Genomic DNA, 13,437 nt, shown 5'->3' with positions numbered 1-13,437 from the left:
TTCATTGGAGTTGTTCTAATTAAGAACTGCAGACGGGCAACGGGGCCGGCGACGGTTTCCAGGGCTCGCGACAGACGCCAAAACCGGAGTGACCCCATGACCTCGACCAACGCCTCCTGCGACAGCTGCCGCTTCTTCGACGACCACAAGACCAACGGCGCCTCCGCCGCCGGCGACCAGGGCCTGTGCCGCTTCAACCCTCCGGTCAGCCAGCCGGCTCCCGAGTCGAAGGGCCTGTGGCCGGTGGTGGCTTCTCAGGACTGGTGCGGCCACTTCACCGCCGAGATGACCGCGGCCGAGTAAGCCACGGGCGGTCCTTGATCGGCCGCCGCACGGTTGACGGCAGAGGGGCCGGCGCATGCGCGCCGGCCCCTTCTTTGCGTGAGCGGAGCGATGACGCCGAACCTGCGGCCGGCCGTGGAGGCCGACATTCCCGCGATCACCCGGATCTACGCCGACGCCGTCCTGAACGGCACGGCGAGCTTCGAGGTCGAGCCGCCGACGGAGGCCGAGATGGCGCGCCGCCGGTCGGCGCTGGTCGCGGACGGCTTCCCCTACCTCGTCGCCGAGCAGGACGGCGTCGTTCGCGGATACGCCTATGCCGGCCCGTACCGCGCGCGGGCGGCCTACCGCTCGACGGTGGAGGATTCGGTCTACGTCGCGGAGGCCGCGCGCGGGCTCGGGATGGGCCGCGCCCTCCTGGCGGCCCTGATCGCGGCCTGCGAGGCGATCGATGCGCGGGTGATGGTGGCGGTGATCACCGATCCGGGCTCGGAGACGTCGGCCGCCCTCCATGCGGCCCTGGGCTTCGCGCATGTCGGCGTGCTGGACAACGTCGGCCACAAGCACGGGCGCTGGCTCGGCACCGTGCTGATGCAGCGGCGGCTCGGCCCCGGACCGGACATGGCCCCGACGCGGGCGTGACCGCGCAACTTCGCGAAAAAATGGACGCCGAACGCCGTGTGCGAAGGTCCCGCCCGCTCAGTCCAGCCGGTAGCGCACCGGCTCCATCGCAGGCGGCAGCGGCTCGCCGAGGGCGTCGAGCACCGTGCGCTCGGCCGTGCGCAGCATCGCGTCGAGGGGCAGGTCGTTCGCCTCGAGGCCGAAGGGCTCCTCGAGTTCGTCGCCGAGCGCGTCGAGGCCGAAGAAGGTGTACGCCACCAGCATGGTCGCGACCGGCGTCGCCCAGCCGAGCGAGGCCGACAGGCCGAATGGCAGCAGCAGGCAGTAGAGCCACGCCGTGCGGTAGAGCAGCAGCGTGTAGGCGAAGGGCAGGGGCGTTCCGTGGATGCGCTCGCAGGCGGTGTGGATCGCCGACAGGTCCGAGACCTTGCGCTCGAGGAGGCCGAACAGCACGTCGGTGAGGTGCCCGTCGCGATACGCGTCCGCGAGGTCGCGGGTCAGGCCGGCCAGCACCGCATCGGTCGGGCTCGGGCAGGCGCGCAGCCGCGCCGCCTCGGCCGGCGGCAGCCAGGGCGTGACGGCCGCCGCCTCGTCGAGGCCGCGCAGCCGCGCGTGCAGGCCGTGGCCGAAGCCGACGACCCGGCGCAGGCTCGACCGGCGAAGGCCGGCGCGCGCGTCGCCGGGCAGCAGCGCGACCAGGGTCCGGCTCAAGCCGCGCACCTCGACGATGAGCGCCCCCCAGGCCTTCCGGGCCTCCCACCAGCGCTCGTAGCAGGCGTTGTTGCGGAAGCTCAGGAAGATCGACAGCGCCAACCCGATCAGGGTGAAGGGCCCGATCCCCGCCGTCACCGGAAACTTGTCCGGGACGCGCTGCTCGACGGCGACCACCAGGGCGGCGAAGGCCGTCAGCCCGAGGACCTTCAGCGCCACCCGCGGCAGGATCGAGCCGCGCAGGGTGAACAGGATGGCGAAGAGGTTGGGGCGCGGGCGAACGATCATGGACGGTAGGCTTAGCCGTCCGGGTCGCCCCCGTCATCGGCCGCGCGTCCCCTGCGAGCCGCCGCACGGCCATGATCCCGTCATGTTCGGAGCGGATTGGCGGGCCTGAGAGATCGTGCACGCCGACGGGCCAAGGCCACGCAGCCGGCGCGCGGCTAAGGAGTAATGGGTATGACGGTTCGACGGATCGGCGCGGGAATCGGCGCCTGGGCCGGACGTGCGATGGCGCTGGCGATGCTGACCGGCGTCGCCCATGCGGCGACGCCTGCGGACCCGAGCGGCACGTGGCTCACCGAGGACGGGCGCGCCCGCATCCGGGTGGAGAAGTGCGGCCCGAGCAACAAGAGCCTGTGCGGCTACGTCGTGTGGCTGAAGGTGCCGCTCAACGACAAGGGCCAGCCGCGGGTCGACTTCAAGAACCCCGACGCGAGCAAGCAGGCCCGCGCCTCGCTCGGCCACCAGCTCATCATGGGGCTGAAGCCGAACGCCGACGCCCACTACGAGGGCAAGATCTACAATTCCGAGGACGGCAAGTCCTACGACGTGACGATCTGGTCCGACACGCCGGAGGAACTCACCGTCCGCGGCTGCCTGATCGCGTTCCTATGCAAGTCGCAGACCTGGAACCGGGTGACCGACGTGGTCGCCGGCCAGATGACCGGGCCGACCAACGGCCCGGGCGGCCCGCGCACCGATCCGGAATACATGGCCGGCAAGCCCGCCGCGACCGGCGCGAACGCGGCCAAGCCCCCCGCGCCGAAGCCCGGCGCGAAGCCGGCCCCGGCCGGCACCACGGCCGCCCCCGCCGCCGAATAGTCCATGGCCTAAACCGATCGCGCCTCGGCGGCGCGATCGGATCGAAGGCGACAGCGGATCACGTGATCAGGTCTCAATCGACCAAAGCGGCGTAGGTCAGCACCCGCAGTTCCTTGCGGATCGGCAACGCCGACGACGGGACGAGCTGCGTCAGCAGCACCACGGCGAGGTCCTCGGCCGGGTCGATCCAGAACGCGGTCGAGGCCATGCCGCCCCAGGCGACCTCGCCGGGCGTGCCGACGATCTGGGCCTTGGCCGGATCGAGCATCACCGAGAAGCCGAGCCCGAAGCCGATGCCGTGATAGGACGACTCGGCGAACCGCGGCGTACCGATCGCGGCGAGGTCGCCGGGCAGGTGGTTCATGGTCATCAGCTCGACCGTCTTGCGTCCGAGCAGGCGTAAGCCGTCGAGTTCGCCCTTGTTCAGGATGAACCGGCAGAAGCGCATGTAGTCCGAGGCCGTCGAGACGAGGCCGCCGCCGCCGCCCGCGATCGCCGGCGGCTTGGCGAAGGTGGTCTCGACCGCATCGTCGTAGAGCGTGAGCGTGCGGCTGCGATCGTAGACGTAGTTCGCCGCGAAGCGTCCAAGGTTGTCGGGGCGCACGAAGAAGTCGGTGTCGACCATGCCGAGCGGCGCGATCACGGCCTCGCGCAGGTAATCCGCGAAGTCGCGTCCCGAGACGACGGCCACGAGGTGGCCGAGCACGTCCGTCGAGACGCTGTAGTTCCAGGCTTCGCCCGGCTGCGACAGCAGCGGGAGCGAAGCCACCGTGGCCACCACCTCGGCGAGGCTCGCATCCGGCCGCAGGAAGTCGGCGCCCTGCTGCCGGTAGAGCGCGTCGACCAGGGTCGATTCCATGAAGCCGTAGGTCAGGCCGCCGGTATGGGTGAGCAGGTCGCGGATGGTGATCGGGCGGCGGGCCGGCTCGGTCTCGAGCTTGGCGCGGTTGCCGCCGGTCGCGACCCGCATCTCGGAGAATTCCGGCAGGAAGCGCGAGACCGGGTCGTCGAGCTGGAAGCGGCCCTCCTCGTAGAGCTGCATCACCGCGACCGAGGTCAGCGGCTTCGTCATCGAGTAGATGCGCGTCATCGTATCGGCCGTGAACGGCGTCTTGCGGGCGAGGTCGGCGAGGCCGTGGGCGCGCCGGAACACCGTGCGCCCGCGCCGCGCCACGCTCACCGACAGCCCGGCGAGCTTGCCCTGCTCGACGAGGTCTCGCATCCAGCCGTCGATCCGCTCCAGGCGGCCGGGGTCCACGCCCACCTCCTGCGGCCTGCCGTCGATCGCATCGCTCATGCCGTGCTCCTTGGCCGCCCCTCGGCTCCCGACGCCCGATGTAGCGGTCGCCGCGCGGCGGTACAGCTCTCAGGACCGCTGCAACGGCTCACCAGCCCATGCTTCCCGGGCCGCCCTTGAACGGGCCGACGACGCCGGGGGTGATCCAGCCGCCGTAGAAGCCCCCCGGCTGCGGCTCCGCGCGGACGCCCCCGACGAAGCAGGCCTCCATCGGGCCGGCATAGAAGGCGACGTAGCCGGCGATCGCACGGAAGCCCGGCGTCGGATCGGGATAGGCCCAAGCTGCTCCCGGGATCGTCGCGCCAGGGGTCGTCGCGCCAGGGGTCGTCGCGCCGCCCGCCAGAACGTCGAACAGCACGGCGCGTCCCTTCCACTCGCAGATCCCGGCCCGGCGCGCCGGCCCGAGCACGCCCGCGGCGACGTCGCCCGGCGGGAAGTAGTAGGTCGGCGGATGGCTGGTCTCCAGGACGCGGAAGCCCGCCCGCGTCTCGGCGATGGTGCGGCCGGCCAGCACGACCTTCAGGGTCGCGGCGACCGGTTCGAGCCGGGGCGGGCGGGGATAGTCCCACACGCTCTCCTCGCCGGGCTTCGTCGGGGCTGGGGTCGGATGCATCGCGTCGTCCTCCGTTCGTCGTCCCCGAGAGATAGGGCGGCGCGACAATGCGTTTGCCGCAGGCGCGCGACATGCTAGCCCCGAACGGACATTGGAGCGCCGACGTTGGACACACCGATCGCCCTCTTCCTCGATTTCGACGGCACGCTGGTCGAGATCGCGCCACGGCCCGACCTCGTTCGCGTCGAGCCGGACCTGGTGCCGATGCTGCAGGCGCTCCATGCGCGGCTGGACGGGGCGCTGGCGATCGTCACCGGTCGCCCGGTCTCGGTGATCGACGCCTTCCTCGCGCCCGCCGCCTTCGACGTCGCCGGCCTGCACGGGGTCGAGCGCCGGGTCGACGGCGTCCTCACCGGCGGCAGCCCGGACGACCATCCGGAGCTGCGTGCGCGGATGCCCCGGCTCCGGGCCATGGTCGCCGACCTCGACGCGGTGCTGATCGAGGACAAGGGCGCCTCGGTCGCCGTGCACTGGCGTCTGGCGACGCCGGCGGACGCCGAGCGGGCGGAGGAGGCGGTCACCGCGATCGCCGCCGAGCTGGCGGGCGGCTACCGGCTCCAGCTCGGCAAGGCGGTCGGCGAGATCGTGCCGGCCTCGGCCACCAAGGCGCACGCGATCCGCGCCTTCCTCGAGAACGCCCCCTATGCCGGCCGCCGCGCGGTGTTCCTCGGCGACGACCGCACCGACGAGATCGCCTTCGCCAGCGTCGCGGCGTATGGCGGCCTCGGCATCCGGATCGGACCGGGCGAGACCGCGGCCGAACGGCGCCTGCCCGGCCCGGACGCGGTGCGGGCCTTGCTAGGCGGCTGGGCGGCGGGCGGGAGCATCGATCTGGACGCGCTGCCGGCGGCCTGAGCCGCGCCGGCGACTCCTTTGAACGGACAGACAGCGACGCGTCGGCCGGGACGGCCCCGCGTCGATCGGGAAAGGGTACCGCATGTTCGCGTTTCCGGTCCTCGTCGGCGACATCGGCGGCACGAACGCCCGCTTCGGGGTGGTCGAGTCGAAGGGCGCGGCGCCGCGCCTGCTCTCGCACGAGGCGACGGCGGGCCACCCCGATCCGTCGAGCGCGATCCGCGCGGCCCTGGCCAAGGACGGGCAAGGGGGCAAGCACGCGGGCGGGCCGGCGCCGCGCTCGGCGATCCTCGCCATCGCCGGCCGGGTCGACGGCCCGAAGGTGCAGCTCACCAACGCCCACTGGGTGATCGAGGGCGCCAAGATCGGCGCCGACTTCGACCTCGAGACCTCCGTTGTCGTCAACGACTACGTGCCGGTCGCGGCCGGCGCAGCGGGCATCGCGCCGCACGACCTCACTCTGGTGGGGCCGGTCGGGCACGAGCCGGGCGGCGCCCGCGTGGTGCTCGGGCCGGGCACCGGCTTCGGCGCCGCGGCCCTGGTCCCGTATTCGGACCGCCTCGCGATCGTCTCCACGGAGGCCGGCCACACCGACCTCGGCCCCTCGGACGCCTTCGAGGAGAAGGTCTGGCACGCCCTGGAGCGTGTCGAGGACCGGGTCACCGTCGAGACGGTGCTCTCAGGCCCCGGCCTCGCCCGCTTGCACGCCGCCGTGCGCCACGTCCGGACAGGCGAGCCGGCGGAGAAGATCGAGCCGGCGGCGGTGACCCAGGCCGGCCTCGACGCCTCCGATCCGCATGCGGCGGAAGCGTTGGAGCTGTTCGGGCGCCTGCTCGGCCGGGTCTGCGGCGACCTCGCGTTGACCTTCCTGGCCACCGGCGGCGTCTACGTCGGCGGCGGCATCGCCCCGCGGATCGTCAAGCTCCTGCAGCAAGGCGGCTTCCGCGCGGCGTTCGAGCGCAAGGCGCCGTTCTCCGCGATGATGCGGGCGATCCCGACCAGCGTCATCACCGTCCACGACCCCGCCTTCACCGGCCTCGCGGCCTTGGCGAGCGAGGGCGAGACCTTCGTCTATCACGGCCAGGTGTGGCGCCGGGGGGCCTGACCCCAGCGCCACGCGCGATGGCATCGCAACAGGACCGTCAGGCCGCCGCGAGCGGCTTCGACACGTCCTCCAGAGAGCGTCCCTCGGCCGCCGTGCCGAAGAGGCCGCCGACGATGGCCGCGACCGCCATCAGCGCGGCCCCGACGAGATAGCCGCCGAAGACCGCCTCGCGGGAGCCGGTCTCCACGAGCGAGCCGAACAGGAGCGGCCCCGAGACGCCGCCGATGCCGGTGCCGATGGCGTAGAAGCCGGCGATCGCCAGGGCCCGGATCTCCAGCGGGAAGGTCTCGGCGACGGTGAGGTAGGCGGCGCTCGCTGCGGCGGAGGCGAAGAAGAACACCACCATCCACACGCCGGTCTGCGCCCAGGCCCCGAACACCTCGATCTTGAACAGGTATCCGGCACCCGCGAGCAGCACCGCCGAGATGCCGTAGGTGAAGGCGATCATCGGCCGGCGGCCGACCGTGTCGAACAGGCGCCCGAGGAGCAGCGGCCCGAGGAAGGAGCCGAGGGCGAACGGCAGCAGGTACCAGCCGACGCTGCCGCCGGGCACGCCGTAGAACCGCTCCAGCACCAGGGCGTAGGTGAAGAACAACGCGTTGTAGAAGAACGCCTGCGCGATCATCAGCGCGAGCCCGACGACGGTCTGCTTGCGCGAGGTGCCGAACATCGTCCCGAACACCTCCGAGAGCGGGGTGTGGTCGCGGGTGCGCAGCTTCATCCGCTTGCCCTCGTCCACCGGCGGCAGGGTGTGGCCCTCGTCGGTGAAGCGCTTCTCGATGCCGGAGACCACCCGGTCGGCCTCGGCGGTGTAGCCGTGGGTCGCGAGCCAGCGCGGGCTCTCGGGGATCCAGGTGCGGAGCAGCAGGATCACGAGGCCGATGGCGCCGCCGGTGAAGAACGCGACGCGCCAGCCCCAGGCCGGGTCGATCACCTCGGGCTTCAGGAGCACGATCGAGAGGAAGGAGCCGAGCGCGGCGCCGATCCAGAACGACCCGTTGATCACGAGGTCGGTCCAGCCGCGGACACGCGCCGGCACGAGTTCCTGGATCGTCGAGTTGATCGCGGTGTACTCGCCGCCGATGCCGGCGCCGGTGAGGAAGCGGAAGATGCAGAACGAGTAGACGTTCCACGACAGGCCCGTGGCCGCGGTCGCCGCGAGGTAGAGGGCCAGCGTGATGAAGAACAGCTTCTTGCGGCCGATGCGGTCGGTCAGCCAGCCGAAGCCGAGCGCCCCCGTAACCGCGCCGACCAGGTAGGAGGAGGCGGCCAGGCCCACATCGAACTCGGTGAAGCTCATCGGCGCCTTGCGCAACGCGCCGACGAGCGCGCCGGCCAGCGTCACCTCGAGCCCGTCGAGCACCCAGGTGATGCCGAGCGCCACGATGACGAGGACGTGGAACCGGCCCCAGGGCAGGCGGTCCAGTCGTGCGGAGATGTCGGTGTCGACGATCGTGCCCATGGGGGCGCGCTCGGGCGTCGTCTTGCCCGACGCGGTCTCGACTTTGGTCGCCATGACTGTGTTTACCTTGACTCGAGACGCCTGTTCAGAACGGCGGAGACCAGCGAAAGGTTCGGCTGAGCTTTCATCGTTGCGGGCTTTGATGACGGCATCACCGTGGATGCCTCCCATGAAGCCTCGCCTCGACGTTCGCAAGACAGTCCGCTCCCCGTCGCGGTTCCGTGCTCCGTCCCACCCCCGCTCTCATGCACGCTCCCAGGCCCGCCGCCTCGGGCCCTGCCTGCGGCTGGGCATCCTGGCGACGGCGGCGCTCGCCGGCCTCGCCGTCGTGCCGACCCACGGGGCCGACGCGACGCTGGCCCGGGACCGGCAGCCGGTGACGATGTCGGGCTCCGACCGCTGGCGCCTGCGCCCGGCCGAGACCAACATCGTCCTGCCGGCGGCGGCGCAGGCGCGGGTGCGCCCGGCGATGCCGATCCCTGAGGATCGGCGCCGGGTTCGGCAGGTCTACCCGGCCTATACCGAGATACGGTGAGGCCACGCCTCGCAATCAGGCCGCGCGATCAGGCCTCCGCCCGCGGATCGAGCGCGGCGGCCAGCCCGTCGCCGAGCACGTTGAGGGCCACGAGGGTCGCAACCAGGAACACCGCCGGCCCGGCGAGCATGTGCGGCGCGGATTCGAGGCTGCGCGCGCCTTCCGCGATCAGCACGCCCCAGCTCGTCGCCGGCTCCTGCACGCCGAGGCCGAGGAACGACAGGAAGCTCTCCAGGAGGATCACCCGCGGCACCAGCAGGGTGGCGGCGACCGTCACCGGCCCGAGGGTGTTCGGCACGATGTGCCGCCGCAGGATCGCGGCGGACGACAGGCCGAGCGCCTCGGCGGCGCGGACGAAGTCGCGGCGGCGCAGCGCCAGGGTCTGGGCGCGGACGATGCGGGCCATGTCGAGCCATTCCACGGCGCCGATCGCCACCAGGATCAGGGCGAGGCTCGCGCGGAAGAACACCACCAGCACAATCACGAAGAACACGAACGGCAGGGCGTAGAGGATGTCGACCAGCCGCATCATCGCGGCGTCGACGGCCCCTCCGGCGAACCCCGAGACGGCGCCGTAGAGGATGCCGACGCCAAGCGCGACCAGCGTCGCGGTGAGCCCGATCAGCAGCGACACGCGGCCGGCCACGAGGCTGCGGCTGAGGAGGTCGCGCCCATGCACGTCGGTGCCGAGGAGGAAGTGGAGCCTCCGCACCGGCACCGCGACGGTAAGGCGCCGCCCGTCGTCCTCGCGGGCGACGACGCGGGGGGCGCCGAACAGGTCTGAGCGCGGCAGGTAGACGAGGCCGCGCGGGTCGATCGTTGCGTCCGAGGCCAGGACGAGGCGGAGCGTGTCGCCCGTCCTCTCGGCCTCCGCCACCGTCGCGCGGATACGGAAGGCGAGGCGATCGAGCGCGGGCCGCAGACGATCCGCGTCGGGCTGGGCCGCGAGGCCGGGGGGAAGCTGGCGCAGGTCCGGGTAGGTCCGCGCGGGCGCATGGCCGGTGAGCAGCGGGCCGACCAGGCAGGCGAGCGTCATCAGGGCGAGCACGGCGAGCGCCGCCATCGCGCCACGGTCGCGCGACAGGCGCAGGATCGCGCGGCGCGTCGGCGACTTGGGCGGCGCGCTCACGCGTGCTGCCGCAGGCGCGGGTCGAGCCACGCCGAGACGAGGTCGGCGACGAGGTTCAGGACGACGACGAGCACCGCCACCAGCACCACCGTCCCCATCACCAGGGTGTAGTCGCGGTTCAAGGCCCCCTCGACGAAGTAGCGGCCGATCCCGGGCAGGCCGAAGATGGTCTCGACCACCACCGAGCCGGTGAGCAGGCTGGCCGAGAGCGGCCCGAGGATCGCGACGACGGGCAGCAGCGCCCCGCGCAGGGCGTGCCGGGCGATGCGCCAGGGCGGCAGGCCGAGGCTGCGCATGGTCCGCACGTGCTGGGCGCGCAACGCCTCCGCCATCGACGCCCGGGTGAGCCGGGCGATGCCTCCGGCCTGCGGCAGCGCCAGGGTGATCACCGGCAGGATCAGGTGCGAGGGCGCGCCCCCCTCCCAGCCGCTCACCGGCAGCCAGCGCAGCGACAGGCCGAAGGCGATCTGCAGCAGCGGCGCGACGACGAAGCCCGGCACCGACAGGCCGAGCGAGGCGGCTGCCCCAACTAGGCGGTCGACCCATCCGCCGTGGCGGTACGCCGCCCACGCGCCGAGGCCGACGCCGAGCGCGAGCGAGACGGCAAGCGCGATGCCGCCGAGGATCATCGACACCGGCAGGCCGCGGGCGAACAGGTCGGCGACGCTCATGTCGCGGAAGGAGAAGGACGGCCCGAGATCGCCCCGGGCCAGGGCCGCGAGGTAGCGCCCGAACTGCACCGCCAGCGGCTGGTCGAGCCCGTAGACCCGGCGCAGGTTGTCCATGGCCGCCGGCGCCAACGGCCGCTCTAGGTCGAACGGCCCCCCGGGCGCGAGCCGCATCAGGAAGAAGCTCAGCGCGATCACCACGAACAGCGTCGGGATCGCCTGCAGCAGCCGGCGCAGCACGTAGCCGGTCATGCGCGGGACGATGGCACGTGTGGGGATAGAGGATCCACGCTTCAGCCCAGCGTCCTGCTCTTGATGAAGCCGAAGGCACTGGACACGGCGGAGCCGGCGCTTCCGACGGCACTCGATGCCGCCTCGACGGCGCGGGTTGCAAGACCAGCTTCCAACTCCGTGGAAGCTTGAACGGGAATGGATTGCAAACGGGGCACGGCTGCCTGGATCACCCGGCGATCGTTCTCCATCAACGATGAGATGCCGACATCGGCCATCGCGACGAACGTCGCCCCATCTAGGAACTTGACCTCGATCAGCGCGCTTTGCCGAGGTCCGTTGTCGAGTGCGTTCAGGCCGCTCCCGATTGCGGCAGCCGCCAGATTTACCGGGGCCGTCAGGTCGAGGTGCGAGGCCAGGGCGACGCCGCCCCTCAACCCACCGATTAGATGGCCGACGAGGCTCTGGTTCTTGTCGACACCGCCGTGGATGATCACCTCGACGATCGTCTCGGCCCCGCGTACGCTCCCATCCGGGAGCGAGAATAGCCCCGTGTCGTAAACTCCGCCGCCACGCCCAACTTCGCCAGCGACGATCGTCAGATCAGCCATCCCGCGGCCCTCCAAATAATTTGCTGCTCACGCAGGCCGTGTCTCGCGATGGGCCGCAGATACCTGTTCCGAGCGACGCCGGGCGTGCGATGTCGTCCGTAGGGTCTCCGCCGGTCGTGCCGAAGTGTATCCGTCGCGCGCCGAGGCGAGACAAGCGCCCGCTCATCCGACGAGCCGCAGGAATCGCGTCGGCGCGGCGTTGCGCAGGTTCGGCACGTAGCCGTGCAGGCGCGGCGCGATCAGCGCCTTGGAGCGGGTGTGCATCACCGGGATCCACGGCAGGTCGCGCATCACCAGCGCCTCGGCGCGGTAGAGCAGGTCGGCGCGGGCGGTGAGGTCGCGTTCGGCCGCGGCCTTCGCCAGGAGGGCGTCGTACTCGGCGTTCGACCAATGGCCGGGGTTCATCCCGTCGTTGCCGGTGGTGAGCAGGAACAGGAAGTTCTGCGGGTCGGAGTAGTCGGCGATCCAGGACATCCGCGCGACGTCGAAGTCGCCGCCGTCGCGCAGATACGCGAAGTGGGTCTTGGCGTCGGTGTAGACGAACCGGGTCTCGATCCCGAGGCCGCGCCACATCTCGGCGACCGCGACGGCGGTGTTGCGGTTGTTGTCGCTGGTGTTGAAACGGTACTCGACCCGCAGCGGCCGGTCCGGCCCGAAGCCCGCCTCCGCGAGCAGGCGGGCGGCCGTCTCCTCGTTGTCGATCGGGAGGCGGGTGCGCCCTTCCGTCTCCGGGGGCGTCCGGTAGTTGTCGAGCCCGGGCGGGCAGAGCGAGTAGGCCGGGCTCATGGTGCCGCCCCACAACGCCTCGGCGAGGTATTCGCGGTCGAGCGCCAACGACAGGGCGCGCCGAACGCGGACGTCGTCGAAGGGCGGCTTCCGCGTGTTCACCGCCAGCGCGTAGAGGCCGAGCGAAGGCCCGAGCACGACCTGGTCGCCGAAGCGGCGGCGCAGCGACGCCATCTGGTCGCCGGGCAGGTCGGCCAGCGAATCCAGCTCGCCCGCATCGTAGCGTCGCACCGCGCTCGACAGGTCCGGCGTCGGCACGAAGGCGACCTGCGGGATCGCGATCTCGGCCGCCGCGTGGAAATGCGGGTTGCGCCTGAGCACGATGCGGTCGTTCGGCACCGAGTCGACCAGAGCGTAGGGCCCGTTCGAGACGAGGTTGCCCGGCCGGGTGAAGCTCTCGCCGAAGCGTTCGACCGACGGACGGTGCACCGGCAGCGCGGTCTGGTGCGTCAGGAGTTCGAGGAGGTAGGGGGTCGGCGCCTCCAGCGCGATCGTCACCGTGCGGGGGTCGGGCGCGGCGACGCCGAGCGCCGTCGCCGGCATCGCGCCGCGGTTGATCGCCGCCGCGTTGCGGATCGGGAACAGCACCTCGGCGTACTTCGCCGCCGTCTCCGGCGCGAGGATGCGGCGCAGGGAGTAGACGAAGGCCTCCGCCTCGACCGGGTCGCCGTTCGACCAACGCCCGCCCTCGCGCAGGGTGAAGGTGTAGGTCAGCCCGTCGTCCGACACGCGCCAGGATTGCGCGGCGCCGGCGATGATGGCGCCGCAGTTGTCGTAGGTGAGCAGCCCGTCATAGAGGTCGCGCAGGATGTGCGCCTCGGCCACGGTCGACGACCGGTGCGGGTCGAGGGTCTCGGGGTCGGCGTCGTTGCCGCGCCGATACGTGCCGTCCGGCGCCGCCCGCGCTCCGGCAGTACCCGCGAGCAGCATGGCGCCCGCGCCGGAAAGCCAGCCACGGCGCGGCAGGCGCATCGGCTCAGGCGCCGGTCTCTGGCACGAGCGCGGCGGCCTCGATGCCGGCGAGCGCGCAGATCTCGTCGTTGTCCGACGTGTCGCCCGAGATGCCGACGGCGCCGAGCAGACGGCCGTCCTGAGCACGGATCAGCACGCCGCCCGGCACCGGCACCAGGGCCGCGGCCCCGACCACGTGGCTCACCGCCGCGACGAAGTAGGGCTGGGCCTCCGCCCGGGCATGGATCGCCCGCGAGCCGAGGCCGAGCGCCAGGGCGCCGTTGGCCTTGCCCATCGCGATCTCGGCGCGGCGGAGCGAGGCGCCGTCCTCCACCTGGACACATTTCAGAGACCCTCGATCGTCATAGACGACCACGGCGAGCGGCTTCAGGCCGCGCGTTCGGGCCGTCTCCAAGGCGGTCGCGACGATGATGCGGGCGGACTCGAGCGTCAGGTCGATCATCGGAACCGGGGGA

At 71.9% G+C, this 13,437-nt stretch carries 15 protein-coding genes; 6 read left to right on the top strand and 9 right to left on the bottom strand.

The annotated features are described in order from the left end of the window. Positions 1 to 96 precede the first annotated feature (96 nt). Positions 97 to 303 (top strand): hypothetical protein, encoded by a 207-nt coding sequence (locus tag FV226_RS05350; protein ID WP_147751923.1) that lies wholly within the window; start codon positions 97 to 99, stop codon positions 301 to 303. A gap of 90 nt (positions 304 to 393) precedes the next feature. After that, complete coding sequence (locus FV226_RS05345) at positions 394 to 924, top strand: GNAT family N-acetyltransferase (RefSeq protein ID WP_147762068.1); 531 nt, start codon at positions 394 to 396, stop codon at positions 922 to 924. 57 nt (positions 925 to 981) lie between these two features. On the opposite strand, the gene FV226_RS05340 is transcribed toward FV226_RS05345, so the two are convergent. Further along, positions 982 to 1,902: a bestrophin family protein gene (locus FV226_RS05340; RefSeq protein ID WP_147762067.1), complete on the bottom strand. Its 921-nt coding sequence runs from the start codon at positions 1,900 to 1,902 to the stop codon at positions 982 to 984. 171 nt (positions 1,903 to 2,073) lie between these two features. On the opposite strand from FV226_RS05340, the gene FV226_RS05335 reads away from it, so the two are divergent. Further along, positions 2,074 to 2,718, top strand: a complete 645-nt coding sequence (locus FV226_RS05335; protein WP_147752244.1) for a DUF2147 domain-containing protein — start codon at positions 2,074 to 2,076, stop codon at positions 2,716 to 2,718. Between the two features lie 73 nt (positions 2,719 to 2,791). Here FV226_RS05335 and FV226_RS05330 read toward each other — a convergent pair whose 3' ends face one another. Together FV226_RS05330 and FV226_RS05325 are read right to left on the bottom strand one after the other, a co-directional pair. Beyond that, positions 2,792 to 4,015: a serine hydrolase domain-containing protein gene (locus FV226_RS05330; protein WP_147762066.1), complete on the bottom strand. Its 1,224-nt coding sequence runs from the start codon at positions 4,013 to 4,015 to the stop codon at positions 2,792 to 2,794. Between the two features lie 88 nt (positions 4,016 to 4,103). Beyond that, entirely contained in the window at positions 4,104 to 4,628 is a 525-nt protein-coding gene (locus FV226_RS05325; protein WP_147762065.1) for a DUF427 domain-containing protein, read from the bottom strand. 105 nt (positions 4,629 to 4,733) lie between these two features. Between FV226_RS05325 and otsB the strand changes: the two genes are divergently transcribed. Both otsB and FV226_RS05315 read left to right on the top strand, forming a co-directional pair. Continuing rightward, the gene (gene otsB / locus FV226_RS05320) at positions 4,734 to 5,483 is read left to right on the top strand and encodes a trehalose-phosphatase (protein ID WP_147762064.1); all 750 of its coding nucleotides are present in this window, start codon (positions 4,734 to 4,736) and stop codon (positions 5,481 to 5,483) included. 82 nt (positions 5,484 to 5,565) lie between these two features. Beyond that, positions 5,566 to 6,588: a glucokinase gene (locus tag FV226_RS05315; RefSeq protein WP_147752240.1), complete on the top strand. Its 1,023-nt coding sequence runs from the start codon at positions 5,566 to 5,568 to the stop codon at positions 6,586 to 6,588. 37 nt (positions 6,589 to 6,625) lie between these two features. On the opposite strand, the gene FV226_RS05310 is transcribed toward FV226_RS05315, so the two are convergent. Then, complete coding sequence (locus tag FV226_RS05310; RefSeq protein WP_147762063.1) at positions 6,626 to 8,104, bottom strand: MFS transporter; 1,479 nt, start codon at positions 8,102 to 8,104, stop codon at positions 6,626 to 6,628. A 115-nt stretch (positions 8,105 to 8,219) separates the two neighbouring features. Between FV226_RS05310 and FV226_RS05305 the strand changes: the two genes are divergently transcribed. Further along, the gene (locus tag FV226_RS05305; RefSeq protein ID WP_246691499.1) at positions 8,220 to 8,585 is read left to right on the top strand and encodes a hypothetical protein; all 366 of its coding nucleotides are present in this window, start codon (positions 8,220 to 8,222) and stop codon (positions 8,583 to 8,585) included. 28 nt (positions 8,586 to 8,613) lie between these two features. Here the strand turns inward: FV226_RS05305 and FV226_RS05300 are convergent, their stop codons facing one another. The 5 genes from FV226_RS05300 to FV226_RS05280 all read right to left on the bottom strand — a co-directional run bounded on the left by FV226_RS05300 (position 8,614) and on the right by FV226_RS05280 (position 13,424). Further along, positions 8,614 to 9,714 (bottom strand): ABC transporter permease, encoded by a 1,101-nt coding sequence (locus FV226_RS05300; RefSeq protein WP_147762062.1) that lies wholly within the window; start codon positions 9,712 to 9,714, stop codon positions 8,614 to 8,616. Further along, complete coding sequence (locus tag FV226_RS05295) at positions 9,711 to 10,634, bottom strand: ABC transporter permease subunit (RefSeq protein ID WP_147762061.1); 924 nt, start codon at positions 10,632 to 10,634, stop codon at positions 9,711 to 9,713. Before FV226_RS05295 ends, FV226_RS05300 begins: the two co-directional genes overlap by 4 nt. A gap of 41 nt (positions 10,635 to 10,675) precedes the next feature. After that, the gene (locus tag FV226_RS05290; RefSeq protein WP_147752236.1) at positions 10,676 to 11,224 is read right to left on the bottom strand and encodes a hypothetical protein; all 549 of its coding nucleotides are present in this window, start codon (positions 11,222 to 11,224) and stop codon (positions 10,676 to 10,678) included. Positions 11,225 to 11,386: 162 nt separating this feature from the next. Beyond that, positions 11,387 to 12,982 (bottom strand): peptide ABC transporter substrate-binding protein, encoded by a 1,596-nt coding sequence (locus FV226_RS05285; protein WP_147762060.1) that lies wholly within the window; start codon positions 12,980 to 12,982, stop codon positions 11,387 to 11,389. A 4-nt stretch (positions 12,983 to 12,986) separates the two neighbouring features. Next, positions 12,987 to 13,424, bottom strand: coding sequence for a heme-binding protein (locus FV226_RS05280; RefSeq protein ID WP_147762059.1), 438 nt, complete (start codon positions 13,422 to 13,424; stop codon positions 12,987 to 12,989). Positions 13,425 to 13,437: the final 13 nt, after the last annotated feature.

Origin of the sequence: Methylobacterium sp. WL12 (genome assembly GCF_008039475.1) — a bacterium.
GTDB lineage: Bacteria > Pseudomonadota > Alphaproteobacteria > Rhizobiales > Beijerinckiaceae > Methylobacterium > Methylobacterium cerastii.
The sequence above is the reverse complement of the archived record's forward strand: the minus strand, read 5'-3'. Positions and strand labels throughout refer to the sequence as shown.

Coding starts and splice junctions, on each gene's coding strand:
- FV226_RS05350 (WP_147751923.1), top strand. CDS start 97: ATGACCTCGACCAACGCCTCCTGCGACAGCTGCCGCTTCTTCGACGAC.
- FV226_RS05305 (WP_246691499.1), top strand. CDS start 8,220: ATGAAGCCTCGCCTCGACGTTCGCAAGACAGTCCGCTCCCCGTCGCGG.
- FV226_RS05285 (WP_147762060.1), bottom strand. CDS start 12,982: ATGCGCCTGCCGCGCCGTGGCTGGCTTTCCGGCGCGGGCGCCATGCTG.
- FV226_RS05330 (WP_147762066.1), bottom strand. CDS start 4,015: ATGAGCGATGCGATCGACGGCAGGCCGCAGGAGGTGGGCGTGGACCCC.
- FV226_RS05335 (WP_147752244.1), top strand. CDS start 2,074: ATGACGGTTCGACGGATCGGCGCGGGAATCGGCGCCTGGGCCGGACGT.
- FV226_RS05290 (WP_147752236.1), bottom strand. CDS start 11,224: ATGGCTGATCTGACGATCGTCGCTGGCGAAGTTGGGCGTGGCGGCGGA.
- FV226_RS05295 (WP_147762061.1), bottom strand. CDS start 10,634: ATGACCGGCTACGTGCTGCGCCGGCTGCTGCAGGCGATCCCGACGCTG.
- FV226_RS05340 (WP_147762067.1), bottom strand. CDS start 1,902: ATGATCGTTCGCCCGCGCCCCAACCTCTTCGCCATCCTGTTCACCCTG.
- FV226_RS05310 (WP_147762063.1), bottom strand. CDS start 8,104: ATGGCGACCAAAGTCGAGACCGCGTCGGGCAAGACGACGCCCGAGCGC.
- FV226_RS05315 (WP_147752240.1), top strand. CDS start 5,566: ATGTTCGCGTTTCCGGTCCTCGTCGGCGACATCGGCGGCACGAACGCC.
- FV226_RS05280 (WP_147762059.1), bottom strand. CDS start 13,424: ATGATCGACCTGACGCTCGAGTCCGCCCGCATCATCGTCGCGACCGCC.
- FV226_RS05345 (WP_147762068.1), top strand. CDS start 394: ATGACGCCGAACCTGCGGCCGGCCGTGGAGGCCGACATTCCCGCGATC.
- FV226_RS05325 (WP_147762065.1), bottom strand. CDS start 4,628: ATGCATCCGACCCCAGCCCCGACGAAGCCCGGCGAGGAGAGCGTGTGG.